At 71.4% G+C, this 26,737-nt stretch carries 27 protein-coding genes and 1 pseudogene; 15 read left to right on the plus strand and 13 right to left on the minus strand.

Annotation, left to right across the window (positions count from 1 at the left end):
• The first annotated feature begins 84 nt into the window (after positions 1-84).
• From glnA to IFT73_RS14695, 3 genes are all read left to right on the plus strand, one after another.
• Positions 85-1,422: a type I glutamate--ammonia ligase gene (glnA, locus tag IFT73_RS14685; RefSeq protein ID WP_192168273.1), complete on the plus strand. Its 1,338-nt coding sequence runs from the start codon at positions 85-87 to the stop codon at positions 1,420-1,422.
• Between the two features lie 54 nt (positions 1,423-1,476).
• A complete protein-coding gene (locus tag IFT73_RS14690; protein WP_192168274.1) occupies positions 1,477-4,386 on the plus strand; it encodes a bifunctional [glutamine synthetase] adenylyltransferase/[glutamine synthetase]-adenylyl-L-tyrosine phosphorylase in 2,910 nt (969 codons plus the stop codon).
• A gap of 72 nt (positions 4,387-4,458) precedes the next feature.
• A complete protein-coding gene (locus IFT73_RS14695; RefSeq protein ID WP_192168275.1) occupies positions 4,459-5,598 on the plus strand; it encodes a DUF3152 domain-containing protein in 1,140 nt (379 codons plus the stop codon).
• A gap of 18 nt (positions 5,599-5,616) precedes the next feature.
• Here the strand turns inward: IFT73_RS14695 and IFT73_RS14700 are convergent, their stop codons facing one another.
• The 7 genes from IFT73_RS14700 to IFT73_RS14730 are packed head-to-tail and all read right to left on the minus strand — an operon-like array spanning position 5,617 to position 11,870.
• A complete protein-coding gene (locus IFT73_RS14700; RefSeq protein ID WP_056609514.1) occupies positions 5,617-5,895 on the minus strand; it encodes a WhiB family transcriptional regulator in 279 nt (92 codons plus the stop codon).
• A gap of 2 nt (positions 5,896-5,897) precedes the next feature.
• Positions 5,898-7,127 (minus strand): cyclopropane-fatty-acyl-phospholipid synthase family protein, encoded by a 1,230-nt coding sequence (locus IFT73_RS14705; RefSeq protein ID WP_192168276.1) that lies wholly within the window; start codon positions 7,125-7,127, stop codon positions 5,898-5,900.
• Entirely contained in the window at positions 7,124-7,870 is a 747-nt protein-coding gene (locus IFT73_RS14710) for a DUF1365 domain-containing protein (protein ID WP_192168277.1), read from the minus strand. The genes IFT73_RS14705 and IFT73_RS14710 overlap by 4 nt, the downstream gene beginning before the upstream one ends.
• Entirely contained in the window at positions 7,864-9,156 is a 1,293-nt protein-coding gene (locus tag IFT73_RS14715; protein WP_192168278.1) for an NAD(P)/FAD-dependent oxidoreductase, read from the minus strand. Before IFT73_RS14715 ends, IFT73_RS14710 begins: the two co-directional genes overlap by 7 nt.
• A 15-nt stretch (positions 9,157-9,171) precedes the next feature.
• On the minus strand, positions 9,172-9,387 hold the full coding sequence (locus tag IFT73_RS14720; RefSeq protein WP_192168279.1) for a hypothetical protein: 216 nt from the start codon (positions 9,385-9,387) through the stop codon (positions 9,172-9,174).
• A gap of 28 nt (positions 9,388-9,415) precedes the next feature.
• Positions 9,416-10,717 (minus strand): acyl-CoA desaturase, encoded by a 1,302-nt coding sequence (locus IFT73_RS14725; protein WP_192168280.1) that lies wholly within the window; start codon positions 10,715-10,717, stop codon positions 9,416-9,418.
• Between the two features lie 58 nt (positions 10,718-10,775).
• Positions 10,776-11,870 (minus strand): ferredoxin reductase, encoded by a 1,095-nt coding sequence (locus IFT73_RS14730; RefSeq protein WP_192168281.1) that lies wholly within the window; start codon positions 11,868-11,870, stop codon positions 10,776-10,778.
• Between the two features lie 140 nt (positions 11,871-12,010).
• Here IFT73_RS14730 and IFT73_RS14735 point away from each other — a divergent pair, with 140 nt between their 5' ends.
• Complete coding sequence (locus IFT73_RS14735; protein ID WP_056609499.1) at positions 12,011-12,643, plus strand: TetR family transcriptional regulator; 633 nt, start codon at positions 12,011-12,013, stop codon at positions 12,641-12,643.
• Between the two features lie 85 nt (positions 12,644-12,728).
• On the opposite strand, the gene IFT73_RS14740 is transcribed toward IFT73_RS14735, so the two are convergent.
• Both IFT73_RS14740 and IFT73_RS14745 read right to left on the minus strand, forming a co-directional pair.
• Positions 12,729-13,145 (minus strand): SRPBCC family protein, encoded by a 417-nt coding sequence (locus IFT73_RS14740; RefSeq protein ID WP_192168282.1) that lies wholly within the window; start codon positions 13,143-13,145, stop codon positions 12,729-12,731.
• A 146-nt stretch (positions 13,146-13,291) separates the two neighbouring features.
• Positions 13,292-13,936 carry a GNAT family N-acetyltransferase gene (locus IFT73_RS14745; RefSeq protein WP_192168283.1) on the minus strand — a complete coding sequence of 215 codons (645 nt, stop codon included), beginning with the start codon at positions 13,934-13,936 and terminating at the stop codon, positions 13,292-13,294.
• A gap of 120 nt (positions 13,937-14,056) precedes the next feature.
• Here IFT73_RS14745 and IFT73_RS14750 point away from each other — a divergent pair, with 120 nt between their 5' ends.
• The 4 genes and pseudogenes from IFT73_RS14750 to IFT73_RS19650 all read left to right on the plus strand — a co-directional run bounded on the left by IFT73_RS14750 (position 14,057) and on the right by IFT73_RS19650 (position 16,660).
• Positions 14,057-14,419 (plus strand): STAS domain-containing protein, encoded by a 363-nt coding sequence (locus IFT73_RS14750; protein ID WP_192168284.1) that lies wholly within the window; start codon positions 14,057-14,059, stop codon positions 14,417-14,419.
• A gap of 328 nt (positions 14,420-14,747) precedes the next feature.
• Positions 14,748-15,506, plus strand: a complete 759-nt coding sequence (locus IFT73_RS14755) for an RNA polymerase sigma factor (protein WP_192168285.1) — start codon at positions 14,748-14,750, stop codon at positions 15,504-15,506.
• 18 nt (positions 15,507-15,524) lie between these two features.
• A pseudogene (locus IFT73_RS14760) lies at positions 15,525-15,710 on the plus strand (hypothetical protein); the annotation flags it as partial.
• A gap of 29 nt (positions 15,711-15,739) precedes the next feature.
• The gene (locus IFT73_RS19650) at positions 15,740-16,660 is read left to right on the plus strand and encodes an AEC family transporter (RefSeq protein ID WP_192168286.1); all 921 of its coding nucleotides are present in this window, start codon (positions 15,740-15,742) and stop codon (positions 16,658-16,660) included.
• Positions 16,661-16,676: 16 nt separating this feature from the next.
• On the opposite strand, the gene IFT73_RS14770 is transcribed toward IFT73_RS19650, so the two are convergent.
• The 4 genes from IFT73_RS14770 to IFT73_RS14785 are packed head-to-tail and all read right to left on the minus strand — an operon-like array spanning position 16,677 to position 20,224.
• Positions 16,677-16,826 (minus strand): hypothetical protein, encoded by a 150-nt coding sequence (locus IFT73_RS14770; RefSeq protein WP_192168287.1) that lies wholly within the window; start codon positions 16,824-16,826, stop codon positions 16,677-16,679.
• A 7-nt stretch (positions 16,827-16,833) separates the two neighbouring features.
• A complete protein-coding gene (locus IFT73_RS14775) occupies positions 16,834-18,399 on the minus strand; it encodes a peptide chain release factor 3 (protein ID WP_056609482.1) in 1,566 nt (521 codons plus the stop codon).
• 9 nt (positions 18,400-18,408) lie between these two features.
• Positions 18,409-19,425, minus strand: coding sequence for a 5'-3' exonuclease H3TH domain-containing protein (locus tag IFT73_RS14780; protein WP_192168288.1), 1,017 nt, complete (start codon positions 19,423-19,425; stop codon positions 18,409-18,411).
• Positions 19,426-19,465: 40 nt separating this feature from the next.
• On the minus strand, positions 19,466-20,224 hold the full coding sequence (locus IFT73_RS14785) for a GDSL-type esterase/lipase family protein (protein ID WP_192168289.1): 759 nt from the start codon (positions 20,222-20,224) through the stop codon (positions 19,466-19,468).
• A gap of 105 nt (positions 20,225-20,329) precedes the next feature.
• Here IFT73_RS14785 and IFT73_RS14790 point away from each other — a divergent pair, with 105 nt between their 5' ends.
• From IFT73_RS14790 to IFT73_RS14820, 7 genes are all read left to right on the plus strand, one after another.
• Positions 20,330-21,154, plus strand: coding sequence for an amidohydrolase family protein (locus IFT73_RS14790; protein ID WP_192168290.1), 825 nt, complete (start codon positions 20,330-20,332; stop codon positions 21,152-21,154).
• Between the two features lie 72 nt (positions 21,155-21,226).
• The gene (locus IFT73_RS14795) at positions 21,227-21,751 is read left to right on the plus strand and encodes an MSMEG_0572/Sll0783 family nitrogen starvation response protein (RefSeq protein ID WP_056609476.1); all 525 of its coding nucleotides are present in this window, start codon (positions 21,227-21,229) and stop codon (positions 21,749-21,751) included.
• A gap of 40 nt (positions 21,752-21,791) precedes the next feature.
• The gene (locus tag IFT73_RS14800) at positions 21,792-22,889 is read left to right on the plus strand and encodes an MSMEG_0568 family radical SAM protein (protein WP_192168291.1); all 1,098 of its coding nucleotides are present in this window, start codon (positions 21,792-21,794) and stop codon (positions 22,887-22,889) included.
• A 3-nt stretch (positions 22,890-22,892) separates the two neighbouring features.
• Entirely contained in the window at positions 22,893-24,326 is a 1,434-nt protein-coding gene (locus IFT73_RS14805) for an MSMEG_0567/sll0787 family protein (RefSeq protein WP_192168292.1), read from the plus strand.
• Positions 24,323-25,180 carry a carbon-nitrogen hydrolase family protein gene (locus IFT73_RS14810; RefSeq protein WP_192168293.1) on the plus strand — a complete coding sequence of 286 codons (858 nt, stop codon included), beginning with the start codon at positions 24,323-24,325 and terminating at the stop codon, positions 25,178-25,180. The genes IFT73_RS14805 and IFT73_RS14810 overlap by 4 nt, the downstream gene beginning before the upstream one ends.
• Positions 25,173-25,484 (plus strand): MSMEG_0570 family nitrogen starvation response protein, encoded by a 312-nt coding sequence (locus tag IFT73_RS14815; protein WP_192168294.1) that lies wholly within the window; start codon positions 25,173-25,175, stop codon positions 25,482-25,484. The genes IFT73_RS14810 and IFT73_RS14815 overlap by 8 nt, the downstream gene beginning before the upstream one ends.
• The gene (locus IFT73_RS14820; protein WP_192168295.1) at positions 25,481-26,734 is read left to right on the plus strand and encodes an MSMEG_0569 family flavin-dependent oxidoreductase; all 1,254 of its coding nucleotides are present in this window, start codon (positions 25,481-25,483) and stop codon (positions 26,732-26,734) included. The genes IFT73_RS14815 and IFT73_RS14820 overlap by 4 nt, the downstream gene beginning before the upstream one ends.
• Positions 26,735-26,737 lie beyond the last annotated feature (3 nt).

Consider the following 26,737-nt stretch of genomic DNA (forward strand, 5'->3'; position numbering starts at 1 on the left):
CCCGTCCCGCGCCGCCACCGGTCGGCACGGGACGAAGCGCCCCGGTTCACCTCGCCGTAACACCGTGCATGCGAGGATGACGACATGGGAAAACAGGAAGACTTCGTGCTGCGTGCGCTCGAGGAGCGCGACGTCCGATTCGTGCGTCTGTGGTTCACCGACGTCCTCGGATCGCTGAAGTCCGTGGCGATCGCCCCGGCCGAGCTCGAGGGTGCCTTCGCCGAGGGCATCGGCTTCGACGGCTCGGCGATCGAGGGCTTCGCCCGCGTGCACGAGGCCGACATGCTGGCGATGCCCGACCCGTCGACGTTCCAGATCCTGCCGTGGCGCGGCGAGACGCCTGCGACGGCCCGCATGTTCTGCGACATCCTGCTGCCCGACGGCACCCCGTCGTACGCCGATCCGCGGCACGTCCTCAAGCGGGCGCTGCAGAAGGCTGCCGAGGCCGGGTTCACGTTCTACACGCACCCCGAGATCGAGTTCTTCCTGTTCAAGGGCAAGCCTGACAAGGGTGACCGCCCCGTCCCGGTCGACGACAGCGGCTACTTCGACCACACGGCCCAGGGCGGCGGCCAGGACTTCCGTCGCGAGGTGATCACGATGCTCGAGAACATGGGCATCTCGGTCGAGTTCAGCCACCACGAGGGCGGCCCCGGCCAGCAGGAGATCGACCTGCGCTACGCCGACGCGCTCTCGACGGCCGACAACATCATGACGTTCCGCACCGTCGTGCGCGAGGTCGCGCTGAGCCAGGGCAAGTGGGCCTCGTTCATGCCCAAGCCCTTCACGGAGCACCCCGGCTCGGGCATGCACACGCACGTCTCGCTGTTCGAGGGCGACGAGAACGCGTTCTACGAGGCGGGCGCCGAGTACCAGCTGTCGCAGATCGGCCGCGCGTTCATCGCCGGCGTCCTGCACCACACGCCCGAGATCACGGCCGTGACCAACCAGTGGGTCAACTCCTACAAGCGCCTGGCCGGCGGGGGAGAGGCGCCCAACTACGTGTGCTGGGGCCACAACAACCGCTCGGCCCTGATCCGGGTCCCGATGTACAAGCCGCACAAGGGCAACTCGGCGCGGGTCGAGAACCGTGCCATCGACGCGGCCTGCAACCCGTACCTGGCGTTCGCGCTGGTGCTCGCCGCGGGTCTCAAGGGCATCGAGGAGAAGTACGAGCTGCCGCCCGAGGCCGAGGACGACGTCTGGTCGCTCAGCGAGAACGAGCGCAAGGCCATGGGCATCGCCCCGCTGCCGCGCAACCTCGACGAGGCCATCCGCACGATGGAGGCCAGCGAGCTGGTCGCCGAGACGCTCGGCGAGCACGTCTTCGACTTCTTCCTGCGCAACAAGCGCGCCGAGTGGCAGGACTACCGGTCGCAGGTCACGCAGTTCGAGATCGACCGCCTCATGCCCATGGTGTGAGGCAGCCTGACGCGGCCCGGCGGGTCCCCGTCCGTCGGACGGTAGCCTGAGCCGGTGGTCATCGACGCACGAGAACTCGTCCGCAAGGGCTTCCGCGACGGCGAGGGGGCCGTCGGCCTGCTCACATCGATGGGCGAGGTGCCCCCCGACCTGGTCGACCAGATCGCGACGGTCGCGAGCCCCGACATCGCGCTGTCGTCGCTGGCGGGCATCGCCGGTCGCATGGGTGCCGCCGAGCTGTTCGCGCTGCTCGAGGGCGATGCCGAGCTGCGGCAGCGCCTCCTGGTCGTCCTCGGCACCAGCGAGGCGCTCGGCGACTTCCTGACCAAGCGGCCCGAGCACGTGCGCGACCTCGCGTCCGGCGAGCTGTCGCCCGTGCCGATCGCGCTGGAGCAGAGGCGCCGGCAGATGGAGGAGGCGACGACGGCCGACGAGCTCCGCGTGGCCTACTACCGCAAGTTGCTGCACGTCGCGGCACGCGACCTGACGGCGCTGACGACGTTCGAGCAGTCGTCGGCCGAGCTGTCCGACCTCGCGGTGGCGACGCTCGGCGCTGCCCTCGCGATCGCGCGGGCCAACGAGCCGACCGCCGACCGGTGCCGCCTGACGATCATGGCGATGGGCAAGACCGGCGGTCACGAGCTCAACTACCTCAGCGACGTCGACGTCATCTTCGTCCACGAGCCCGTCGAGGGCGCCGACGACCACGAGGCCGCGACGGCCGCGACCCGGCTGGCGTCGGCCGTCATGAAGCTGTGCCGCGAGCACACCGGCGAGGGGACGATCTGGGAGGTCGACGCCGACCTGCGACCGGAGGGCAGGAACGGCTCGCTCTCGCGCACGCTCGGCAGCCACGTCGCGTACTACGAGAAGTGGGCCAGCACGTGGGAGTTCCAGGCGCTGCTCAAGGCCCGGTTCGCGGCGGGCGACGAGGAGCTCGGCCGGGCCTACGTCGACGCCCTGACGCCCATGATCTGGTTCGCCAGCACCCGCCCGAACTTCGTGCCGGACGTCCGCGCGATGCGCAAGCGCGTCATCGAGCACATCCCCTCGGCGCACCGTGAGCGTCAGCTCAAGCTGGGGGCCGGGGGCCTGCGCGACGTCGAGTTCGCGGTGCAGCTGCTGCAGCTCGTGCACGGCCGCGCCGACGAGAGCCTGCGCAGCCCCACGACCCTGACGGCGCTGACGGCGCTGATCGACGGCGGGTACGTCGGTCGCCGCGACGGCGCCGCGATGGAGGAGGCGTACGAGTTCCTGCGCACCCTCGAGCACCGCATCCAGCTCTACCGCCTGCGGCGCAGCCACATCGTGCCCGACGACATGGAGGACCTGCGCCGCATCGGCCGCAGCATGGGCTTCCGGTCGAACCCGGCCGACAGCCTGGTCAAGGAGTGGCAGGCGCACCGTCGCATCGTGCGGCGCCTGCACGAGAAGCTGTTCTACCAGCCGCTGCTCGAGGCCGTCGCCTCGCTGCCGACCGACGGTCTGCGCCTGACCCCGCTCGCGGCCGAGCAGCGGCTGACCGCGTTGGGCTTCATCGACCCCAAGGGGGCGCTGACCCACATCCAGGCGCTGACGTCGGGGCTGTCGCGTCGGGCGTCGATCCAGAAGTCGCTGCTGCCGGCGATGCTCGCGTGGTTCGCGGCCTCGCCCGACCCCGACGGCGGCCTGCTGGCGTTCCGCAAGATCTCCGAGGGACTCGGCGAGACGCACTGGTACCTGCGCAAGCTGCGCGACGAGGGCGCGGGAGCCGAGCAGCTCGCGCACGTCCTGTCGTCGAGCCGTTACGTCACCGACCTGATCCTGCGCGCGCCCGACTCCGTCGCGCTGCTGGGCGACGACGCCGAGCTGCGGCCCCTCGAGCGCGAGCGCCTGCGCACCGAGGTCGACCTCGCGGCCGACCGTCACCACAGCTCGGCCGACGCGATCCGCGCCGTCCGCCGGGTGCGGCGCCGCGAGCTGTCACGCGTCGGCATCGCGGACGTGCTGGGCCGGCTCGACATCACGGAGGTTGGCGAGGCGCTGACCGACATCTCCACCGCGACGCTGGCCGGGGCGCTGAAGGCGTCGACCGCCGCGGTCGAGGCCGACCGCGGGCCGATGCCGACGCGCATGGCGATCATCCTGATGGGCCGCCTCGGCGGTGGCGAGGCGGGTTACGGCTCCGACGCCGACGTCATGTTCGTCCACGACCCGCTCGAGGGTGCCGACGAGGGGGCCGCGGCGTCGGCCGCGATGGCCGTCGCCCAGGGACTGCGCAAGATGCTGGCCGCGCCCGGCGACGACCCCGCGCTCGAGGTCGACGCCGAGCTGCGCCCGGAGGGCAAGAACGGGCCGCTCGTGCGCTCGTTCGCGTCGTACCGCGCGTACTACGAGAAGTGGTCGGCGGTGTGGGAGGCGCAGGCCCTGCTGCGGGCCAGCGCGACGATCGGCGACGCCGACCTCAGCGCGCGCTTCACCGACCTGATCGACCCCCTGCGGTGGCCCGCCGGCGGCGCGACGGCGGCCGAGGTGCGCGAGATCCGCCGCATCAAGGCGCGGGTCGACTCCGAGCGGCTGCCGCGTGGCGCCAACGCCAAGACGCACCTCAAGCTGGGTCGCGGCGGGCTCGCCGACGTCGAGTGGACCGTGCAGCTGCTGCAGATGCAGCACGCCCACGAGGTGCCCGGCATGCGGACGACCCGCACCCTCGACGCCCTGCACGCCGCGGTCGAGGCCGGGCTCGTGCCGCCGGACGACGCCGAGACGCTCGAGACGGCGTGGCGGCTCGTCAGCCGCATCCGCAACGCCGTCGTGCTGATGCGCGGCAAGCCCGCCGCGTCGATGGTCGAGCACGCCGGCGAGCGGGCGGGCGTCGCGCACCTGCTCGGCTACGGCATGGAGCACAGCGAGCGGCTCATGGACGACTACCTGCGCACGACGCGCCACGCGCGGCAGGTCGTCGAGCGAATCTTCTACGCCTGAGCCTTGGCCGAGCCCCGGCACGATCGTCGACAGGTATCGTCAGGGAGTCGTCGACCACGGGGAGTGCCGATCATGACCATGTCCATCAGGGGTGCCGCGGCCCTCGTCACCGGCGCCGCCCTGACGGCGTCGCTGCTGCTGGCCACGCCGGCCGTCGCCGACGAGGCCGTCGTCAGCACCACGCCGCCGACCGTCACCGGCACGGCGCAGCTCGAGCAGACGCTCACGGCGCAGCCGGGCGCGTGGACGCCCGGCGACGTCTCGTTCTCGTACCAGTGGCTGCGCAACGGCGCGCCGGTCGGGACCGACTCGCCGGCCAACACGACCCGTGCGCTCTCGGACGTCACGGACGTCGGCACGACGTACGCCGTCCGGGTGACCGGCACGCGTCCGGGAGCCGCACCCGTGTCGGTCACCAGCGCCGCGACCGGGCCGGTCGCCAAGGGGACGTTCGCCAGCACGCGCCGTCCGAGCATCACGGGCAGCCCTAAGTACGGCAAGAAGCTGACGGGGCGCACGGGCTCGTTCTCGCGCCGGGCCGATCTCGACTACCGGTGGCTGCGCGACGGCCGGCCCATCGGCGGCGCGAAGGGACGCCACTACCGCGTCCGGTCCGCCGACGTCGGGCACCGCATCACGTTCCGCGTCAAGGCCTCGCGTGCGGGCTTCTCGACCGTGACGGCGGTGTCGCGGGCCAGGACCGCCACCAACCTGCGCAGCGTCCGCAAGACCGTGACGTACTCGGTGCGCACGCGGGGCTCGGTCTCGGCGAGCGTCGCAACTTTCACGAGGCTCGCGCAGGAGACGTACGACGACCCACGCGGGTGGCGCGCGATGGGCGTCCGGTTCAAGCGGGTGTCGTCGGGCGGCGACTTCACGCTGTGGCTCAGCCAGGCGTCCAAGGTGCCGAGCTTCTCGTCGGCGTGCAGCACGACCTACAGCTGCCGCGTCGGCCGCAACGTCGTCATCAACGAGACGCGGTGGCAGAAGGCCACGCCGGCGTGGGACGACCGCAACGGCACGCTGCGCGACTACCGCCACATGGTCGTCAACCACGAGACCGGCCACTGGTTCGGCCGCGGCCACGTCTCGTGCGGCGGCAAGGGGCAGAAGGCGCCCGTCATGCAGCAGCAGTCGAAGGGCCTCAAGGGCTGCTCGATCAACCCGTGGCCGAAGCGCAACGAGCTGCACGCCCCCCGCTACGGCTGGTGACGCGGCTCGCTGCGTGCGTCAGGCGGTCTCGCGCAGCAGCTGGTCGCGCTCGTTGATCGTGAGCCCACCCCAGACGCCGTACGGCTCACGGACGGTCAGGGCGTGGTTGAGGCACTCCTGCACGACGGGGCACACCGCGCACAGGGCCTTGGCCGCCGACTCGCGCGCGCGTCGGCGCGGTCCGCGCTCGGCGTCGGGCGAGAAGAACGTCTCCGGGTCGACCCCGCGGCAGGCACCGTCGTACTGCCACTCGTAGGTCTCCTGGATGGGCATCGGAAGGCGGGAGATCGCGGCCATGGTCAGGCCTCCTTCGGGCGGGTCATCTGCAGCTGGAACACGTCGATGTACCCCACGCGGAAGCCGGCCTCGCAGTACGCGAGGTAGAACTCCCACATGCGGCGGAACGTCTCGTCGAACCCCTGGGCGTTGATCGTGTCCCAGTTGCGGTTGAACGCGTCGCGCCACTCGTGCAGCGTGCGGGCGTAGTCCTGGCCCAGCGAGCGCCGCTCGGTGACCTCGAGCGTCGTGTGACCGGCGAGCGTCTCGTCGATCGCGTCGAGCGACGGGATCAGGCCGCCCGGGAAGATGTACTTCTGGATCCACCCGTACGAGTTGCGGGTCTTCAGGTAGCGGTGGTGCTCCATCGTGATGGCCTGGATCGAGACCTTGCCGCCCGGCGCGAGCAGACGGTCGATGGTGTGGAAGTACGTCGGCCAGTACTCCTCGCCGACCGCCTCGATCATCTCGACGCTGACGATCGCGTCGTACTCGCCCGTCACGTCGCGGTAGTCGACGAGCTGCAGGTCGACGTCGACGCCGGCCTCGGCGAACCGCTGCTCGGCCAGGGCGGCCTGCTCGTTCGAGATCGTGATCGTGGTGACCTTCGCGCCGCGCTGCGCGGCGCGGATCGCGAGCGCACCCCAGCCGCTGCCGATCTCGAGCACGCGCGTGCCCTCGGTGACGCCCGCCTGGTCGAGGATGCCGTCGATCTTGCGCAGCTGCGCCGACTCGAGGTCCTGCTCGGCGCTCTCGAACCACGCGGCGGAGTAGCTCATGCTCGGGTCGAGGAACTGGGCGAACAGGTCGTTCGACAGGTCGTAGTGGGCCTCGATGTTCTTCTTCGAGCCCTCGACGGAGTTGCGGTGCGCGTGCGGCAGCTTCTTGTCGACGAAGACGCGGAACTTCTGCAGCGGCACCGGGACGATCGCGGTCAGGCGCTCCGCGAACGGGGCCAGCAGGTCGGCGAGGTCGGTCGAGTCGCCCGTCGTCCAGTCGCCGGCCATGTACGCCTCGCCGAAGCCGATCTTGGTGTCGGCGCCGAGGCGCGAGAAGAACGCCTTCGGGCGGACGACCCGCATCTCGGGGGAGCGGGGTCCACCGGCGCCCCACGTGCTGCCGTCGGCGAACGTGAGGCGCACCGGCACACGGTTCACCGTGGGCCGCAGGATCGCCTTGGCCGCTCGCGCCTTCAAGGGCGTACGGGGGGTGTTCGCGATGCCGGGCCATCGAGAGGTGGCGAGCTGCGTCATCGGGTGCCTTCCTGCGGTTCGTGAGCCGGACGTCGGACGACCGGCAGCCGTCTCATCCAGAGCCAGACACCTTGTATTCGGATCAGGGCGCTGGTGCGATGGGTCATGAGCGGCAATTTGATGAGAAGTCGTGCGAGCCTGCCGCCCGTGGCTGGCCGGGGTGTTCCCCGAAACGTCGCGCTGAAAACGGCATCGCCGCCCTGACGCAGGATGATCGTGGACGACACCCTGTCGGGCGTCAGCGCGAACTGCAGGTCGTACGAGCCCTCGACGGTGAAGAACGGGGAGACGTAGAAGGCCTTGTCGACCGAGTCGCGCCCCTCGGCGTCGGGGCGCAGGACGTACGCGTGGCGCTCGCCGTACGTGTTGTGCACCTCGGCGACGATGCACGTCAGCGATCCGTCGGGGGCGAGGGCCCAGAAGACGCTGAGCGGGTCGAAGGTGTGGCCGAGGACCCGGGCGTTCGCCAGCATGATCAGGCGGTGGCCCGTCACGTCGACGCCCTGCGCCGCGCAGAACCGCTCGATGTTGGCGCGGATCGTGTCGTCGGGGTCGCCGATGTGGTCGGACGCCTTGAACGTCGAGAACGGACGCAGGGGGAGCGCCATGCGGGGGAGGTCGTCGACGTCGACGAGCCACTGGTAGATGCGGTACGAGAAGCGGTGTCGCAGGGGAGTGCGGCGGGTGTGCCCGACGGTTCCCTCGACGAGCGCCGGGAGCGGGGGCAGCCCCGTCGTCACCATGCAGTGCCCAGGGCGGCCGCCGCGTCGACGCCCGACCGGCAGCCGTCCTCGTGGAACCCCCACCCGTGGTACGCGCCGGCGTACACCGTGCGGTCGGAGAACAGGCGCTTGAGCTCGCCCTGCGCCGCGACGGACGACGGCGTGTAGATGGGGTGCGTGTAGGCCATCGTCGCCAGCACCGTGGACTGGTCGATGCTCTCGGCGGAGTTGAGCGTCACGAGGAACGGCTCGGCGCTCTCGATGCCCTGCAGGCGGTTCATCCAGTACGTCACGGCGGAGTGGTCGCTGCGGTCGGAGCAGCCGTCCATGCGGTAGTTCCACGCCGAGCGGGCCGCGGGCGCCGACGGCAGCAACGACGGGTCGCGGTGCAGCTGGACCTCGTTGTCGGAGTAATCGAATGCTCCGAGGACGCTGCGCTCGTCGTCGGTGGGATCGGTCAGCAGGGCCAGGGCGTCGTCGGCGTGGGTCGCGATGACGACGGCGTCGGCACGGTGCGTGGTGCCCGAGGCGTCGACCAGCTCGACCCCGTCAGCCGTGCGGGTGATCGAGGTGATCGCGCTGGACGCCTGCACGCTGCAGCCGTCGCGCTCGGAGATCGCGGCCCGCACCTTGTCGACGTACGTGCCGGAGCCGCCGACGACCGTGAACCACTGCGGCGAGCCCTTGATCGACAGGAAGCCGTGGTGCTTGAGGAACTCGAACAGGTAGCGCGCGGGGTACTCGAGCGCCGTCTCGTGCCCCGACGACCAGACGCACGAGACGACCGGGATCGCGTAGTGCGAGACGAAGTAGTCGCTGAAGCCGTGGGCCTCGAGGAAGTCACCGTACGTCTGCGGCTCGCGGTCGTCCGCCGGGCTGTCGAGCAGGGCGTGCGCGAGGCGGCCGAACCGCTTCACGTTGACCAGCATCGCGAGGTAGCGGGGGTCGAGCAGACGCCGGCGCTGGGCGAAGATCCCCTTGCCGCCACGGCCGCCGGCGTACTCCAGCCCGCACCCGTCGCAGTGGATGCTCATGCTCATCTCGGTGGGGTGCACCTCGACGTCGAGTTCGCCGAACAGTCGGCGCAGCAGCGGGTACGTGCGGTCGTTGTGCACGATGAATCCGGTGTCGACGCGGTGCGTCGCACCGGGATCGGCGATCGTGTGGGTGTGCGCGTGGCCGCCGACGCGGTCGTCGGCCTCGAACACCGTGACGTCCCACTCGTCGCGCAGGACGTAGGCCGCGGTGAGTCCCGAGACCCCTGATCCGACGACGGCGACGCTGCGTCGGTGACTGTCTTTCTGCATGTCGGTGATTCGTCGCTAGGAGCGGACGGGATTGGTGTCGTCGAGGTCTTCGCCGGCGCGCTTGCTGGCCTCGGCGATCTCGAAGATCTCGGTGCCGAAGGCGCCGACCTCGGCCGTGATCTTGCGAGCCGTCTCGAACAGGATCGCCACGACGTGCCCTGCGCTGCCGATCGCCGCCTCGGTCGACTGCTGGACGACGTCCTTGGCGATCTCTCGCCGGCTCAGCGCCATCGGGGTGCCTCTTCTCGCTCGCAGGTGACTACGAGGTCAATTGTGTCCCACGGAGGGCCTCGACGCGACGGGCGGCCTCCTCGCGCTTGGCGCGACGCAGGGCCTTGGACTCGGGGCTGTTGCCGACCTTGAGCGGATCGCTCGGCTTGCGTCCGTAGACCGCGAGCTGGCGGGCCACGCTGGCCAGCTGCTTGGACAGGCGACCCGTGTTGTACGTCAGTCCGTACTGCTCGACGAGACGCTTGACGTCCTCGGCGACCTCGGGGTAGCGACGGGCCGGGATGTCGGGGAACAGGTGGTGCTCGATCTGGTAGCTCAGGTTGCCCGTCAGGACGTGGAAGGGGGCGTGGCCCGAGATGTTGGCCGAGCCCAGCAGCTGGCGCAGGTACCACTGGCCGCGCGACTCGTTCTGCGCGTCCTCCTCGGCGAACGTCTGCACCTCGGCGGGGAAGTGGCCGCAGAAGATGATCAGGAACGTCCAGATGTTGCGGATGATGTTCGACACGACGTTGGCGCCCAGGATCGCCAGCGGGGCCCACCAGCCGACGAACGGGACCAGGGCCAGTCCGACGACGGGCCACGCGACGTAGTCCTTGAACACCTGGCGGCGGATCTTCTGCATCGCGCGCTTCTTGCGGGCCTGGAAGTCGGCCTTGCTGATCTTGCCCTGGAGGTACTGGTCGAGCTCGATGCCGTGGTACATGACGCCCCACTCGAACACGATCATCAGGACGAACGCGAGCGGCAGGTTGAACCGGTGCGTGCCGTACCAGGGCTGGTCGGCGTCGATGCGCAGCAGGTTGTAGCCGATGTCGCGGTCCATGCCGTGGATGTTGGTGTACGTGTGGTGGATGTAGTTGTGGCCGTGCTTCCAGTCCTGCGCGGGCGCCATGTTGTCCCACTCGTAGCGCGCGCCGTTGACCATGGGGTCGTTCATCCAGTCGTACTGGCCGTGCATGACGTTGTGGCCGATCTCCATGTTGTCGAGGATCTTGGCCAGGCCGAGGAAGACGATGCCGGCGATGAACGCGGGCGGGAAGAACGGCATGAAGATGCCGATGCGGCCCAGCACCTCGCTGGCGCGCTGCGCGCGGATGACGCGGCGGATGTAGTCGGCGTCCTTCTGGCCCAGGTCGTCGAGGACGCGCTGGCGGACGGCGTCGAGCTCGCGGCCGAACTCGTCGAGCTGCTCGTACGTCATGTGGTCGAGGCCGATCGTGGCCGGCTTGTCGGAGAACGGGTTGATCAGCGTCAGGGGTGCCGCGTTGTGCGAGCTGGCGCTGCGGGGCTTGATCGCGGCCTTCTTGGACCGGCGGAGCGTGATGGCCATGTGACGTCCTTCGTGGTGGGCGAGGTCGTGGGTCGGTGGGGTGGGAGGCGGTCGGGTCTCAGAGGGCGACGTTGACGTCGCCGACGGGGACCTGCACGCAGATCTTGATGGTCTGGTCGGTGTCGGCGCTGATCTCGCCGGTCACGACGTGACGGACGGCGCCGCTGTTCTTCTTGAGGGCGCACGTGTTGCAGACACCCATGCGGCAGCCGAAGTCGGGCTGGAGGCCCGCCGCCTCGGCCTGCTCGAGGATCGTCTGTCCCGTGTTGGGGGCCTCGACGAGCGAGTCGTCGAAGGCCAGGGTGCCGGTCGCATCGGCGGCGTCGACGTCGACGCTCGGCACCTTGAAGTACTCCTGGCGCAGCTGGTCGGCCGCGCCGAGCTCGTCGTACGTGTCGCGGACGGACGCGATGAGGCCCGCGGGGCCGCACACGTACGTCAGGGTCGTGGCGGGATCGAGGCCGAGGTGCTTGAGGTGGTCGACGTGGAAGCGTCCGGCCAGCTCGGCGCCGGGCTCGGGGGCACGGGTGTAGACCCGCACGACCCGCATCGACGTCGTCGCCGCGATCTCGTCGAGCTCGTCGGTGAACATCTCGTCGTCGCGGCTGCGGGCGTAGTGCAGGAACGTGACGTCGCCGGCGTGTCCCTCGTCGCGCAGCGTGCGCAGCATCGACATGACGGGCGTGACGCCCGATCCGCCGCTGACCAGCAGCAGCGTCGAGGGGACGACCTCGGGCAGGACGAACTCTCCCTCGGCCTGCGACAGGTAGACGATCGTTCCCGGGGCGAGCTCGCGGTGCAGGAACTGCGAGACGTAGCCGTCGGGGTGGGCCTTGACCGAGACGCTGAACGTCCGGTCGCTGCGCCGGGACGTGGGGGCGCTGGAGACCGAGAAGACGCGGATGCGTCGGGTGCCGTCGACCTCGACGCCGAACTGGACGTGCTGGCCGGGGCGGAATCCCCGCCAGGCGCCGTTGGGGCGCATTACGACGGTGCTGGCCTCGCCGGTCTCGCGGCGCACCTCGACGACGCGGGCCCGCACGTGGTCGGCGGCGAGCATGGGGTGCACCTGCTCGAGGTAGTCGTCGATCGAGTTGGGCGAGGTCAGGGACCGGACCGCCCTGGAGGTCAGCGCCGTGCGGATGATGCCCATGCGTGGCCCCCGTCAATTCAGTGAACGTGCGTACACTCAAAGTGTGCCCGACCGACGCCGCCGAGGCAACCGACGCGCCGCGTGAGGTGAGGCACGGTGAACACAGGTGTTCACCCAAATCGGCGCGTTACGCTGTCGCCATGACCGAGTCCGTGCAGGCTGCCTCGCGCCAGGAGCAGAAGGGGCGCACGCGGCAGGCGATCCTGGCCGCCGCGCTCGAGCTGACCCAGCACCAGGGATTCGCCCAGATCAGCCTGCGCCAGGTGGCCCGTCACGCGGGGATCGTGCCGACGGCGTTCTACCGGCACTTCGACTCGATGGACGAGCTGGGGCTCGCGCTCGTCGAGCAGTCGTTCTCGACGCTGCGCCGCATGATCCGCGAGGCGCAGCGCGATCCCAAGGTCTTCGACAACATCATCGACGCCGCGGCCGACGTGCTGGTCGAGGCGGTCAAGCACAGCAAGGCGCACTTCGCCTTCGTCGCCCGTGAGCGGGTCGGCGGCTCCGAGGCCGTCCGGCGTGCCATCCGCCACGAGCTCGACCTGTTCGTCAGCGAGCTGGCCGTCGTCCTGGCGCGTCTGCCCAACATCGAGACGTGGTCGACCGAGGACGTCCAGATGGTGTCGCGGCTGTTCGTCCGCAACATGGTCTCCAACGCCGAGGAGGTCGTCGAGATGCCCGACGGCCGGCCCGACCTGGAGGAGCGCATCAAGGAGGGCGCGCGACGGCAGATGCGTCTGATCGTCGTCGGCTTCAAGGACTGGCGCAGCTGACGGGACAGCCCCGGACGCGGAGAAGCGGACCGTCCCGTCGTCCGGGCTCGGTCCGCTTCTCGGCAGATCGGGGTGGGGCGGTCGGTCAGGTCGCCTTGGCGACCTGCTCGGCGCCATAGGAGTCCTGCGCCGCCGTCGCGAGGCGGTCGAGGGCCTGCTTGAACACGTCATCGCCCAGGGAGTCCTCGAGCTCCTGCAGGTCGGCCTCGTCGGCCGTGAACTCGGCCGACCAGGTCACGTAGGACGTGCCCTCGTGCGCGGCCTGCTCGACCAGGATCGTCGCGCGGTGGTCCTTGATCGGGAACGGCGGCTCGGGCATCGAGTACGACAGCGTGCGCGCCTCGTCGTCCTTCGACACGATCGTCACGACGAGCTCGGCCGACGCCTCGGGCCCGTTGGTGTAGATGCGCAGCTTCGGGTGCCACTCGGCGAAGTCGCCGGCCAGGGACCACACCACCTCGGCGGGAGCGGCGACGAACGTGCGACGGGAGATGCGGGGCATGGATGTCCTCTGGTGCGGTGGTCCGGGTGTCGTGACATTCAACCCCGAGCGGGGGTCGTCCGCCCCATTTTCGCATGAGGCGTACCTCACCTGCGACAGGCCTTCGCGGGCCGGACGTGTCTGACGGGACGCGAGGGACGGGAGGGTCAGGCGCCCATGACCGAGAGCATCTCGAGGCGCGTCCGCCAACCGAGCGTCGTGTAGAGAGCGCGGCCCTGCGCGCTGGCGGCCAGCAGCCCGAGGCTCGCGCCCCGGCCGTGGGCCTGCGCCGTGAGGACGGCCATGACGTGCCGGCCCAGCCCTCGCCGCTGGAAGGCGGGCATCGTCTCGACCCGGTCGAACGTCGCGACGTCTCCGAGGATCCCGACGGTGCCGACCGCGGCGACGGCGTCGCCGGACTCGAGCGTGTAGGTCGTGCGGTGCCCGTCGAGGTCCCAGCGGGACGTCAGTCCGTCCGGCAGCGCGGGGACGGGGGAGTCGTCGAGTCGCACCGACATCAGCGCCTCGTCGTCGCGGTCGACACGGACGCCGTCGCGGCGCCTCGCCGTCAGGTAGGGACCGACGTCGTGGGCCATCACGGTCAGCATCACGCGCGGGTCTCCGGCGACGTGACGCGTGAGGTCCTGCCACGTCGCGACCCCGGGGTCGACGCACACCAGCTCGGTCTCGCGCGACGGCTCGGCGACGTGCACCAGGGGCCAGCCGTCGAGGCGCGACGTGGTGAGGTCGCGGGTGTGGGTCCAGGCGGCGAGCCACTGGTCGACGATCTGCTGGGACGTGTCGGTGACCATGTGTCGATCCTCGCAGGAGCGCGTGACTAGGATTGGGGCGGTTGTGCAGCAGCCAGGCGGCGGGCCGTTCGTCCGCCCATGATTCGACGCATCGGCGTTTCGACGTATCGGGGATGAGGCATGACGCAGCAGCTGACGGTGGGAGTCCGGCATCAGGACCCCTTCACCGTGATCGAGGTCGCGGGCGAGATCGACATCGACACCGCGCCGCAGCTGCGCGACGTCGTCGTCGAGGTCACCGACGCGGGCGCCGACCGCCTGGTCTTCGACCTGTCGGGCGTGACGTTCGTCGACTCGATCGGCCTGGGCGTCTTCGTGCTGGCACGCAAGAAGATGCTGCTGCGTCAGGGATCGGTCGCGATCGTCGCCCCCACGCGGCGGGTCGTCGCGATCTTCCGGATCTCGGGCCTCGACGAGCTGTTCCGCCTGCGCCCGACGCTCGCGGCGGTCTTCGCCGACGCCGACCCCGCCGAGCCCGCCTGATCCACCCCGGGAACGAGAGTGTCCCCGCGCCGTTGGTGCGGCCGGGGACGTCGAGCCCGTGATCGCTAGATAGGGCGACCCGGTGCTGATCCCATCCTAGCCGTGTTGCGGGACCTCCCGCTGCCGTGCACGCTGGTGACGTGCTGCAGGTCACACCCGGGTCGGGACTTCGGTCCGTACCCGCCGGTAGGACGCCGGGTTACGCTGACGGCCGAGTGTGCGTGATGCTCCTCATACGGGCAATCTTCCCCATACGCTGCTCCGAATCGTTGGACATAGACATACAGCTCATGTGCCGTCGGGGGACGGACGATCCCAGGGGAAGAACATGCACGGCAGTACCGCTCACGTCCACGCGTACATCGACGACGCCGAGGGCGAGGTCGACGACGCCGTGCTGATCGCGCGGACCCGCGCCGGCAGTGACGACGCGTACTCCGAGCTCTACCGCCGCTACGAGTACAGCGCCTTCCGCCTGGCCCGCCACCTGGGGCGGCGTGAGGAGGCCGACGACGTCGTCAACGAGGCGTTCGCCCGCGTGCTCGACCTGCTGCAGCGAGGCAAGGGCCCCACCGAGTCGTTCCGCGCCTACCTGTTCACGACGATCCGCCACGAGTGCGGCGCGCGCGCCAAGCAGGAGAAGCGCGTCCGTCCCACCGACGACGACACGCAGATCGACTCGGCCGTCGAGTTCGGCGCCGGCACGCTCGACGCGTTCGAGCGCGAGACCGTCCGCGCCGCCTACGCCTCGCTGCCCGACCGCTGGCGCGAGGTGCTCTGGGCGCTCGACGTCGACGGCCGCAAGCCGCAGGAGATCGCGGCGATGCTCGACCTGAGCCCCAACAGCGTCTCGGCGCTGGTCTACCGCGCCCGGGCCGGGCTCCGCGAGGCCTACCTGCGCCAGCACGTCAAGACCGAGGCGCCCGAGGGCGAGGCGCACACCGAGGTGCGCGCGCTGTTCGTCCGCGTGCTGCGTCGCACCGCGACGGCCCGCGACCAGGAGCGTGTCCACACGCACCTGGCGTCGTGCTCTTCGTGCATGACGGTCTACCTCGAGCTGGCCGAGGACGCCGCGCGCGTCGCCTGAACCACCGACTGCACCGATCCCGCGACGCTCGAGCGTCTGCGCAAGCGCAACATCGGCCAGAAGCGGTCGATGGCGCTGCGCGAGTACGCGCTGGGGCTGGAGGCCGTGCGGCGGGCGGTGGCGGGGGAGCCCGTCTGGCGGATGCACCAGTGCGTCTTCGCGGTGCTGGCGATGGAGTCGAAGGCCGTCGACCCGCGCCTGTGACGGTCGTGACCCCGCACTAGGGTCGATGCGTGACGGGGGTCTTCGAGGGGTTCGCGACGATCGGCGTCCTGATCGCCCTCGGCATCCTGCTGGCGCACCTGGGGATCATCGACGCGGCGGGGCAGCGGACGCTCTCGACCCTCGCGTTCTTCGTCGCGAGCCCCGCGCTGCTCGTGACGGTGCTGGAGTCGAGCGACGTCGCGGAGATCTTCTCGGGCGCCCTGCTCGCGACGGTCGCGGCGGTCCTGGTGACGGGGGCGGTGTTCGTCGTCGTCGCCGTGGTGCGTCGCGAGCCCCTCGGCGAGACGGTCGTCGGGACGCTGTGCTCGGCCTACGTGAACGCGGGCAACCTGGGCCTCCCGATCGCGTCGTACGTGCTGGGCGACCCGGCGCTCGTCGCGCCCGTCATCCTGATGCAGCTGCTGGTGCTGCAGCCCCTCGCGCTGGTGCTGCTCGACGCCGACGCCAGCGAGAACCGGCTGTCGTGGCGCGCCGTGCTCGCCCGTCCGCTCAAGAACCCCATCACGATCGGCTCGTTCCTCGGCCTGATGCTGGCCGTCACGGGCACGAGCCTTCCCGCGACCGTCCACGACCCCCTCGAGCTGGTGGGGGGCATGGCGGTGCCGTCGATGCTGCTGGCCTACGGGGTGTCGCTGCGGCTCGGCCCCCTGCCGGGGCGCGGCGTCCCCGTCGGCCGGCTCGGCCTGGTGGTCGCGCTCAAGCTCGTCGTCCAGCCGGCGGTGGCGTACCTCGTGGGCCGGTTCGCGCTCGACCTCGACACCCCCGCGCTGCTGGCGGTGACGGTGCTGTCGGCGCTCCCGACGGCCCAGAACGTCTTCATCATCGCGTCGCGCTACGAGCGGGCGCAGCTCATGGCGCGTGACGCGATCTTCGTCAGCACGCTGGCGTCGGTGCCGGCGGTCATCGTCATCACGGCGCTCGTCGCCTGACCGCGCCCGACGGGCGTCAGGCCAGCAGGGCCGCCAGCACGACCAGGACGGCCGACGCGATCGCGACGCCGACGTACAGGTTGAGCCATCCGGGGAGCCGGTCGATCGGCAGCACCGCGGCGAGCGCCAGCAGCACCAGCACCAGCACCAGCGAGACGACGAGCACGGCCGGCTCAGCTGCCGCCGGCGGGCAGCTCGTCGAGCAGGACGTCCGGGAACTCGCGGGCCGCGTTGTTGGCCCGCCACTTGTCGATGAACAGCGCCAGGTAGGTGCCGTCGGTGCGCTGCAGCACCTCGGCGCCGCGGAAGCCGCTGAGCGTCCGCGCGCCGTCGGCGTCGGTCAGGCGCGCCACCGAGTAGTCGAGGCGGGTGAGCCGGATCGGCGACGTGAACTCGTGCGTCATCCGCTCCTCGACGACCTCGAACTGCAGGGGGCCGACGGCCGCCAGCACGGGGCTCTGGTCGCCGCGCAGGTCCGAGCGCAGCACCTGGACGACGCCCTCCTGGTCGAGCTGCTCGATACCGCGCCGGAACTGCTTGTAGCGGCCGATGTCGCGCGCGCTCACGGCCATGAAGTGCTCGGGGGCGAAGCTCGGCACGGGCGGGAAGTCGATCGGCTCGCCGTCGTACACCGTGTCGCCGACGCGCAGGGCCTGGGCGTTGACGAAGCCGATGATGTCGCCGGGCGAGGCCTGCTCGACCGAGCTGGTCTCGCGGCCGAACAGCGACTGCGCGTACTTCGTGGCGAACGGTCGCCCCGTCGAGGCGTGCGTCACGACCATGCCGCGCTCGAACGTGCCGGACACGACCCGGGCGTACGCCATGCGGTCGCGGTGCGAGCTGTTCATGCCCGACTGCACCTTGAACACGAATGCGCTGAACGGGTCGTCGACCTGGCGCACCGAGCCGTCGACGCCCTCGGTCGCGCTGGGGGCGGGCGCCAGGTCGAGCAGCAGGTCGAGCAGCTGTGCGACGCCGAAGTTCTGCAGGGCCGAGGCGAACATGACGGGGGTCGTCTCGCCGGCCAGGAAGCGCTCCTGGTCGTGGTCGGCGGCGTCGAGCGACAGCAGCTCGTGCTCGTCGACGGCGTCCGACCAGGCCTGGGCGTCGACGTCCTCGACCTCCGACGACGCCATGCGACGCTCGGGCGCGCGCGTCGCGCCGCCCGCGGTGCGCGTGTACTTGACGAACTCGCCCGTGCGTCGGTCGAGGACGCCCCGGAAGTCGCCGGCCTCGCCGACGGGCCAGGTGAGGGGAGTGGGGCGCAGCTTGATCTGCCGCTCGATCTCGTCCATCAGGCCCAGCGGCGACAGGCCCGGGCGGTCCCACTTGTTGATGACCGTGATGACCGGGATGCCGCGCAGGGCGCACACCCGGAACAGCTTGAGGGTCTGGGGCTCGAGCCCCTTGCCGGCGTCGACCAGCATGACCGCGGAGTCGACGGCCGACAGGACGCGGTACGTGTCCTCGGAGAAGTCGCTGTGGCCCGGGGTGTCGACGAGGTTGACGACGTGGTCGCGGTAGACGAACTGCAGCGCGGCGGACGTGATCGAGATGCCGCGGGCCTTCTCCATCGCCATCCAGTCGGACACCGTGGCGCGCCGGTCGCCCTTGCCGTGCACGGCGCCGGCCTCGGTGATGACCCGGGCGTGCAGCGCGAGGGCCTCGGTCAGCGTCGACTTGCCCGCGTCGGGGTGGCTGATGACGGCGAACGTGCGGCGGGGGCGGTTGTCGGACACCTGCCGAATTTACCGGTCCGAGCCCGACGCCGCCGAGGCCGGGTCGGTGCTGAGCACCCGGATCGCGAGCGACGTCGTCGCCTCGACCCCCAGGAAGCCGACGACGGTCGCGATCCGGTGGGCGTCGAGCGGCAGCAGGCCCGGGGTCCCGGGGACGTCGGGGGTCAGGCCGAGGTCGAGGTCGTCGCGGCCCGACATGATGCGGACGTTGAAGTCGTAGCGCTCACGGGCGCCGTCGGCGGTCAGACGTCGGACGACCGTGCGGCCGATCCGGCGGGCGCCGGTGTCGGCGGCCCACGAGTCGAGCGTCGAGGCCACGCCGCGGCCCTCGTTGCGGTCGACGTCGGCCCACACCGTCCGCATCGACCCGACCTGCGTGAGCAGGGTCGCGGCGGTCTTCTCGCCGATGCCGGACACGCCCGGCAGGTTGTCGCTGGCGTCGCCGCGCAGCGCCGCGAACTCGAGGTAGTGCTCGGCGGGGACGCCGTACATCGCGACGAGCCGGGCCGGGGTCAGCAGGGGCGAGGCGCTGACGCCGCCGTTGATGAGCCGCAGCACCCGGGTGTGGTCGCTGATGTGGGCGAACGCGTCGCGGTCGGACGTCACGATGACGCAGTCCCACCCGTGGGCGCCGGCCCACGTGGCCGCGGACGCGCTGACGTCGTCGGCCTCGAGCCCCGGGGGAGTCAGCGTCGCGAGACCCAGCGCGTCGAGCATCGCGCCGGCGCGGTCGAGCTGCTCGACCAGCGCGGGGTCCTTCTCGGCGCGGCCCGCCTTGTAGGCGGGGTAGAGATCGGCCCGCTCGGACGCACGCCGGTCGTCGAGCCCGAAGACGACGGCGTCGGGGGCGAAGCCGTCGATGACCTCGAGGATCTGCCCCAGCATGCCGTGCAGCGCCCACGCCGGGCGTCCGGCACGGTCCGTCGTGCCGGTGTGGGCGCGGGCGTGGTGGCTGCGGTGCAGCAGCGACGGGGCGTCGACGACCACCAGCAGCCGGCGGGGACGGTCGGGGGCGGGCGCGGTCATCGTCGCCATCGTACGGCCCGGTGGTCGCGGGGAGCGCGGCTCAGATCGGCGACAGCCCGGGGCGCTTGGGCTGCACGCCGTCGCCCGTCGAGCGTCCGGTCAGGCGGCGGTACGCCCACGGCCCCACGAAGGTGCGGGCCCAGCCGAGGTCGGCGCGCAGGCGCGCCTGCCGGGTCGCGGCCTCGGCCGCCGAGAGCTCGAACACCGGGTGCTCGTGGGGGACGCCGAGCACGTCGAGCACCTCCAGTGCGGCGCGGTGGTGGCCCAGGGGCGAGAGGTGGACGCGGTCGACGTCCCACAGGCGCGTGTCGCGCGCCTCGCGGACGCGCCAGTTGTCGACGAGCACCGCGTCGCGGGTGTCGACGACCTCGCGGACGAGCTCGTTGAAGATCGCGATGCGTCCGCGCAGCGCCGCGAACGGTCCGGAGGCCGGCGAGCCGTGGGTGAACAGCACGACGGTCGCCCCGACGTCGTTGGCCCGCCCCACCGCCGTGTCGATCTCGCCGACCAGGGCGTCGAGGTCGACCCGGGTGCGCAGGATGTCGTTGCCGGCGCCCTGCAGCGTGAGCAGGTCGGGGCGCAGGTCCAGGGCGGGGCCGAGCTGCTGATCGACGATCTCGCCGACGCGGTGGCCGCGGATCGCGAAGTTGGCGTAGCCGAAGTCGTCCGAGCGGGTGGCCAGCACCTCGGCGACCCGGTCGGCCCAGCCGCGCAGCCCGTTCGGCCGGGTGGGGTCGGGATCGCCGACCCCCTCGGTCCACGAGTCGCCGACGGCCACGAAGCGGTGGAAGTTCTTCACCTTTCAACCATCTCATCCCGCGACGTAATGTGGGGAAACACCCTCTTCACGGGCCTTTGTTCCGAGCGTGACCATTCGGAAACATCGCGGGCGCTGACTGGATGCATGCCCCAGCGAGTCTTCGACAGCCACCGCCACATCGGCGCGCTGCCCGAGTTCCCCTTCTACGGCGGGCCGGCGATCCGCGCCGACGTCACGGCCAAGGAGACCGTCGGCGCGTTCTTCGCCGATCTCGACCGCGAGGGCACCGAGCGCGCCCTGGTGCTGCCCAACTACGGCGTCCCCGTCCCCGACGCGGCCTTCGACCTCAACCCCCTGGCGATCGAGGCGGCGCAGAAGGACGACCGTGTCAGCTGCGGGCTGTGGGTCTCGCCCAAGGCGTCCGACGCGGACCGCAACACCGAGGCGCTGAAGCTCGTCGGCGAGTCGGGCGTCAAGGCGCTCAAGACCAGCTTCCTGCTGGGCGGCAGCCCGACCGACCCCGACTGCGCCGACGAGATCGACCGGATCTTCACGACCGCCGCCGAGCACGACCTCGTCGTCCACGTGCACACGTCGCCCGGCGCGGCGTCCGACGTCGACCAGGTCGGCACCCTCGTCGACCGCTACGGCGACGACACCAAGATCCACCTCGTCCACCTCGGCGGCGGCATGAGCGGGCACATGAAGCTCATCGGCGGCCGGCTGTTCGACTGGATCGAGGCCGGCAAGCAGGTCTACACCGACACGAGCTGGACGATCGGCTTCGCCCCGGTCTGGCTCGTGCAGGAGATCGAGCGGCGAGGCGTCGGTCACGACCGCATCCTCTTCGCGACCGACTGCCCGTGGGGCGACTTCGAGGGCGAGTACGCGCGCCTGTCGGCGGTCGCCAAGGACCCCGAGCTCGCCGAGGCGTTCTTCCGCGGCAACTTCACCTCGCTCTACGGCTGACGCGACACCCCTGATCCCTGGTCCGCAGCGGCCAGTGCACGACCCCACCCTCACCCTCACCCCAGGAGAACCATGACCGAGATCGACGACCAGCTCGCCGCCAACATCGAGGCCTCGCTCGCCGAGATTCAGCACCCCTCGCTGCCCAAGGGCACGAACCTGTACGGCTCGACCAAGCTGTTCCCCGACTACCAGGCCGAGGAGGGGCAGTCGTACTTCACGCTGATCCACGGCATCCCGCACGAGTCGTCGGTCAGCTTCGTCGCGATCCTGCAGGCCACCCGCGCGCTGCGCAAGGGCTTCGAGACCGCGATCTACTTCTACGGCCCCGGCACGCTGGCCTGCTCGGCCAACCGCGGCTTCCCGACGACCGGCGACGCGGGCTTCCCGGGCGAGCTCAACATGAACGCCTCGCTCGAGACGTACATCGCCGAGGGCGGCACGGTCTACTGCTGCCGCTTCGGCCTGGCGCTGCACGGCATCCGCGAGGAGGACCTCATCGAGGGCGTCATCCCCGCCCACCCCCTCGACGTGCAGGACGCGATCATCCACTACGCCCGCAAGGGCGCGATCATCAACTCCGTCTACAACCTCTGATCCCGGCCGGACCCAGCACGGACAACGAGGAGGAGACCCCATGAACGCACCCGCCTGCGGCGGATCCACCGCCACGCGCGCGACGGTCGACACCCGGGTCGACGTCGCGATCCAGGGCATCCGGCTGCTCGACGCACCGGTCAGCCGGCAGTCGGGTGCGGGGCCCAGCGACGACGGGCACGTGCTGCTCGGGGGAGTCGGCACCGCGATCCCGATCAACCCGAGCAGCCCGTTCACCGTCAACCGTGGACGTCTGCTGCTCGACGGGGCCGACACGGGACTCGGCGTCGAGCCGGTGCGCCGTCCGCGCTTCTACGACCTCGAGACCGCGGACGGCGTGTCGTACGAGAAGATCGCGCGCCTGCACTCGGCGAACGTCCTCGCGACGACCGTCGTGCAGACGTGCGTGCGGTACGACGAGGCCGAGCGGTGCCGCTTCTGCGCGATCGAGAAGTCGCTCGAGGCGGGCTCGACGATCGCGGTGAAGACCCCGACGCAGATCGCCGAGGTCGCGCGGGCCGCGCACGAGCTCGACGGCATCACGCAGATGGTCATGACGACCGGCACGTCGAACGGGCGCGACCGGGGTGCGACGCACCTGGCCCGCTGCGTGCGGGCCGTCCGCGAGGTGCTGCCCGACCTCGCGATCCAGGTGCAGTGCGAGCCGCCCGCCGACCTGCGCACCATCACCGACCTGTACGAGGCGGGTGCCCGCTCGATCGGCATCCACGTCGAGTCGATGGACGACGACGTCCGCCGGCGCTGGATGCCGGGCAAGTCGTCGGTGTCGCTCGACGAGTACCGCGCCGCGTGGCGCGAGGCCGTCCGGGTGTTCGGCCACAACCAGGTGTCGACGTACCTGCTGGTCGGTCTCGGCGAGGACCCCGACGAGATGGTCGCGGCGGCCGAGGAGCTCGTCGGCATGGGCGTCTACCCGTTCGTCGTGCCGTTCCGTCCGCTGGCCGGCACGCTCGCGACCGACGTCGACGGCGTCCCGCCACCGCCGGCCGAGGTGCTGCAGGACGTCACCCGGCGGGTGGCGCACGCGCTCATGGAGGCCGGCATGCACGGCGCCGACCAGGCGGCCGGCTGCGCCGCGTGCGGGGCCTGCAGCGTGCTGCAGAGCGAGGGGGCCTAGGCCATGACGATCGTCGACCTCGACCGCGGCATCCTCACGGGCACCCGTCCGTCGCCCGCGCCCACGTTCCTCGTCTCGCAGGCGGTCGGGAGGGCCGACCTCGACGCCTACCGCGCGCTGCGGCGCGACGTGTTCGTCGCCGAGCAGGGCATCTTCGACCGCGACGACTCCGACCGCGTCGACGACGACCCACGCTCCGTCGTGCTCGTCGCGCGGGCCACCGACGGCACGCTGCTCGGCGGCGTGCGGCTGGCCCCGGCCGTCGAGGGACGCGACATCGGTTGGTGGTCGGGCAGCCGGCTGGCCGTCAGCGCCGCCGCGAGGACGCACGCAGGCATCGGCGCCGCGCTCGTCCGCGCGGCGTGCGCACGGGCCGAGCGGGAGGGCGCGCTGCGCTTCGACGCGACCGTCCAGGCGCAGAACGAGGGCCTGTTCCGGCGTCTCGGGTGGACGACGCTGGCGACCCTCGACGTCCACGGCCGCCCGCACGTGCACATGCTGTGGCCGATCGACCGCGTGCAGCGGCTCGCGGACGCCACCAAGGCCGTCCTCGGCTCGCTGCTGCACGACCTCGGAGGCGCTCACGGCGCCCTCGGGGGTGCCGGATTCGTCGGCGACGACGCGGCTCCCGTGCCCGGCAGCGACCTGCTCGCGGCCTGCGACGCGATCCTGCCGTCGATGGTCGAGCGCGATCCCGAGTGGGCGGGCTGGTGCGGCGTCCTGGTCAACCTGAACGACGTCTCCGCGATGGGCGCCTCGCCCGTCGGCCTGCTGGACGCCGTCGGCGCCCGCGACGCCTCGTTCGCCCGTCGGATCCTCCGCGGCCTGCGCGCCGCGTCGCAGGCGTGGGGCGTGCCGGTCATCGGCGGCCACACGCAGCTCGGCGTGCCCGCCTCGCTGAGCGTCACGGCCCTCGGCCGCACCGACCGTCCGGTCGCGGGCGGCGGCGCGGCTCCCGGCGAGTCGCTGCGGCTGACCGCCGACCTCGGCGGGCAGTGGCGCCCGGGCTACACCGGCTCGCAGTGGGACTCGTCGTCCCACCGCCGGTCGGACGAGCTGCGCGCGCTGGCCGGCGTCGTGCCGTCGCTGCACCCGACCGCCGCCAAGGACGTCAGCATGACCGGGGTCATCGGCACGACCGGGATGCTCGCCGAGGCCAGCGGGTGCCGGGCCGTGCTCGACGTCGCCGACGTCCCGATGCCGCCGCCCCACGCCGCGACGGCGGGCGACTGGCTGACCTGCTTCCCCGGGTTCGCGATGGTCTCGGCCGAGCGAACCCCCGCCCGGGCGACGCTGCCGGGCTTCGTCGACACCTCCGTCTGCGGACGCCTCACCGAGGGCCGCGGGGTCGACCTGCGCTGGCCCGACGGTCTCGTGACGTCCGCGATCACCGGCCCCGTCACGGGGCTCGGCCCCACCGGAAAGGACTGGTCATGACCATCACCCATCTCGCCGCGGCCTCGGCCGCCTTCGGGCGCGACCTCGACGAGGCGTACGCGCAGATCGCCCGACTCGTCGCGGAAGCCCGGTCGCGGGACGTCCGCCTGCTGGCGCTGCCGGAGGCCACGCTGGGCGGCTACCTGTCGACGCTGCACACCGACGGCGACGGACCCGACTCGCTGCCGCCGATCATCGACCTCGACGGCCCCGAGCTGCGCCGGGTCGCGGAGATCGCCGGCGACATGACGCTCGTCCTGGGATTCTGCGAGGCCGACGGGGGCACCCGCTACAACAGCGCCGCCGCACTCACCGGCGACGGCGTCATCGGCGTCCACCGCAAGGTTCACCAGCCCCTCGGCGAGAACCTCTACTACGAGGCCGGCGACGTCTACCAGACGTTCGAGACGCCGATCGGTCGTCTCGGCATGCTGATCTGCTACGACAAGGCCTTCCCCGAGGCGGCCCGTGCGCTGGCCCTCGACGGTGCACAGGTCGTGGCCTGCATCTCGGCGTGGCCGTCGTCGCGCACCGCGGGTGCGGCCGACATCGCCGAGGACCGGTGGACCAAGCGGTTCAACCTGTTCGACCAGGCCCGCGCCCTGGAGAACCAGATCGTCTGGGTCGCCGCGAACCAGGTGGGCACGTTCGGGTCGATGCGGTTCGTCGCGAACGCCAAGGTCGTGGGCCCCGGCGGCGACGTGCTCGCCACGACGGGCGCCGACGCGGGGCTCGCGATCGCGGGGGTCGACCTCGACGAGGCGCTCGGCACGGCACGGCGGGCGATGTTCCACCTGCGCGACCGTCGTCCCGACACGTACCCCGTGCACGCGGGGGTGCCGGCCCATGCCTGAGATGACCGTGACGGTCCGCTGGCCCGACGGCGGGGTCGCCGACTGCTACTCGCCTTCGCTCGTCATGCACGACCACCTCGAGCCGGGCGCGACCTACCGCGTCGACGAGTTCACGCGCCGGTCGTCCACCGCGCTGGCCGAGGCGAGCGAGCGGGTGCGCGCGAGGTACGGGTTCACGTGCTCGGCCTCGGCCGCGTCGCTCGACCGGATCCGGGCCACGGCGTCGCGCTTCGACGCCGCCGACCTGGTCGAGGTGCTCGACATGCAACCACCCCTGCCACCCGCGTCCAAGGAGACCCCATGAGCATCCCCGTCGCGATCGTCGGTGCCGGCCAGGCCGGTCTGTCGGTCAGCTGGTTCCTGACGCGCGAGGGCGTCGACCACGTGCTGCTGGAGGCGTCGACGACCGCCCACGAGTGGACCGACCGCCGGTGGGACAACTTCACGCTCGTCACCCCCAACTGGCACTGCCGGCTGCCGGGCTACGCCTACGACGGCGACGACCCCGACGGGTTCATGACCCGCGAGCAGGTCGCCGACTGGCTCGCCGGCTACGCGGCGTCCTTCGACCCGCCGGTCCGCGAGCACACCGCCGTCACGCTGCTGACCGAGCGTGAGGGCGGTGGCTTCGTCCTCGAGCTGGCCGGTCCGGACGGTGCGGAGACGCTGGAGGCCGAGCACGTCGTGCTGGCGACCGGCGGCTACCACCTGCCGATCGTCCCGGCCTTCGCCGCCGCGATCGACCCGTCGATCACGCAGGTGCACTCGGCCGACTACCGCAACGCAGCCCAGCTGCCCGACGGCGACGTGCTGGTCGTCGGGTCGGGCCAGTCGGGGGCTCAGATCGCCGAGGACCTGCACATCGAGGGACGCCGGGTGCACCTCGCGCTGGGCGACGCGCCGCGGGTCGCGCGCACCTACCGCGGGCGCGACTGCATGACGTGGCTCGCCGACATGGGGCTGTACGACACCCCGGTGCAGCAGTACCCGGGTGGTCGGGCCGCCCGGGAGAAGACCAACCACTACGTGACGGGACGCGACGGCGGACGCGACATCGACCTGCGCCAGTTCGCCGCCGAGGGCATGCGGCTGTACGGGCTGATGTCGGGCGCCGAGGGGACGCGCCTGTCGTTCGAGCCGACGCTGACCGGCGCGCTCGACTCCGCGGACGCCGTCTACAACTCGATCTGCCGCGACATCGACGCGTACATCGAGCGCGAGGGTGTCGACGCACCGCCCGGCAGCCGGTACGAGCCGGTCTGGTCGCCCGACCACGAGCCGCGCATGCTCGACCTGCGCGAGGCCGGCATCACCTCGATCGTGTGGGGCATCGGCTACCGGCCCGACTACCGGTGGGTCAAGATCGGCGTCTTCGACGGCGCCGCGGCACCGACCCACACGCGGGGCGTGACGTCGGTGCCGGGGCTCTACTTCCTCGGCCTGCCGTGGATGCACACCTGGGGGTCGGGCCGGTTCGCCGGCATCGCCCGCGACGCCGAGCACGTCTTCGGCTGCATCGTCGGCGCGAGGCGCCCGGCCCCGGTCGAGCGCTAGGCC

This window comes from Aeromicrobium sp. CFBP 8757 (genome assembly GCF_014841755.1).
In the GTDB taxonomy this organism is placed as follows: domain Bacteria; phylum Actinomycetota; class Actinomycetes; order Propionibacteriales; family Nocardioidaceae; genus Aeromicrobium.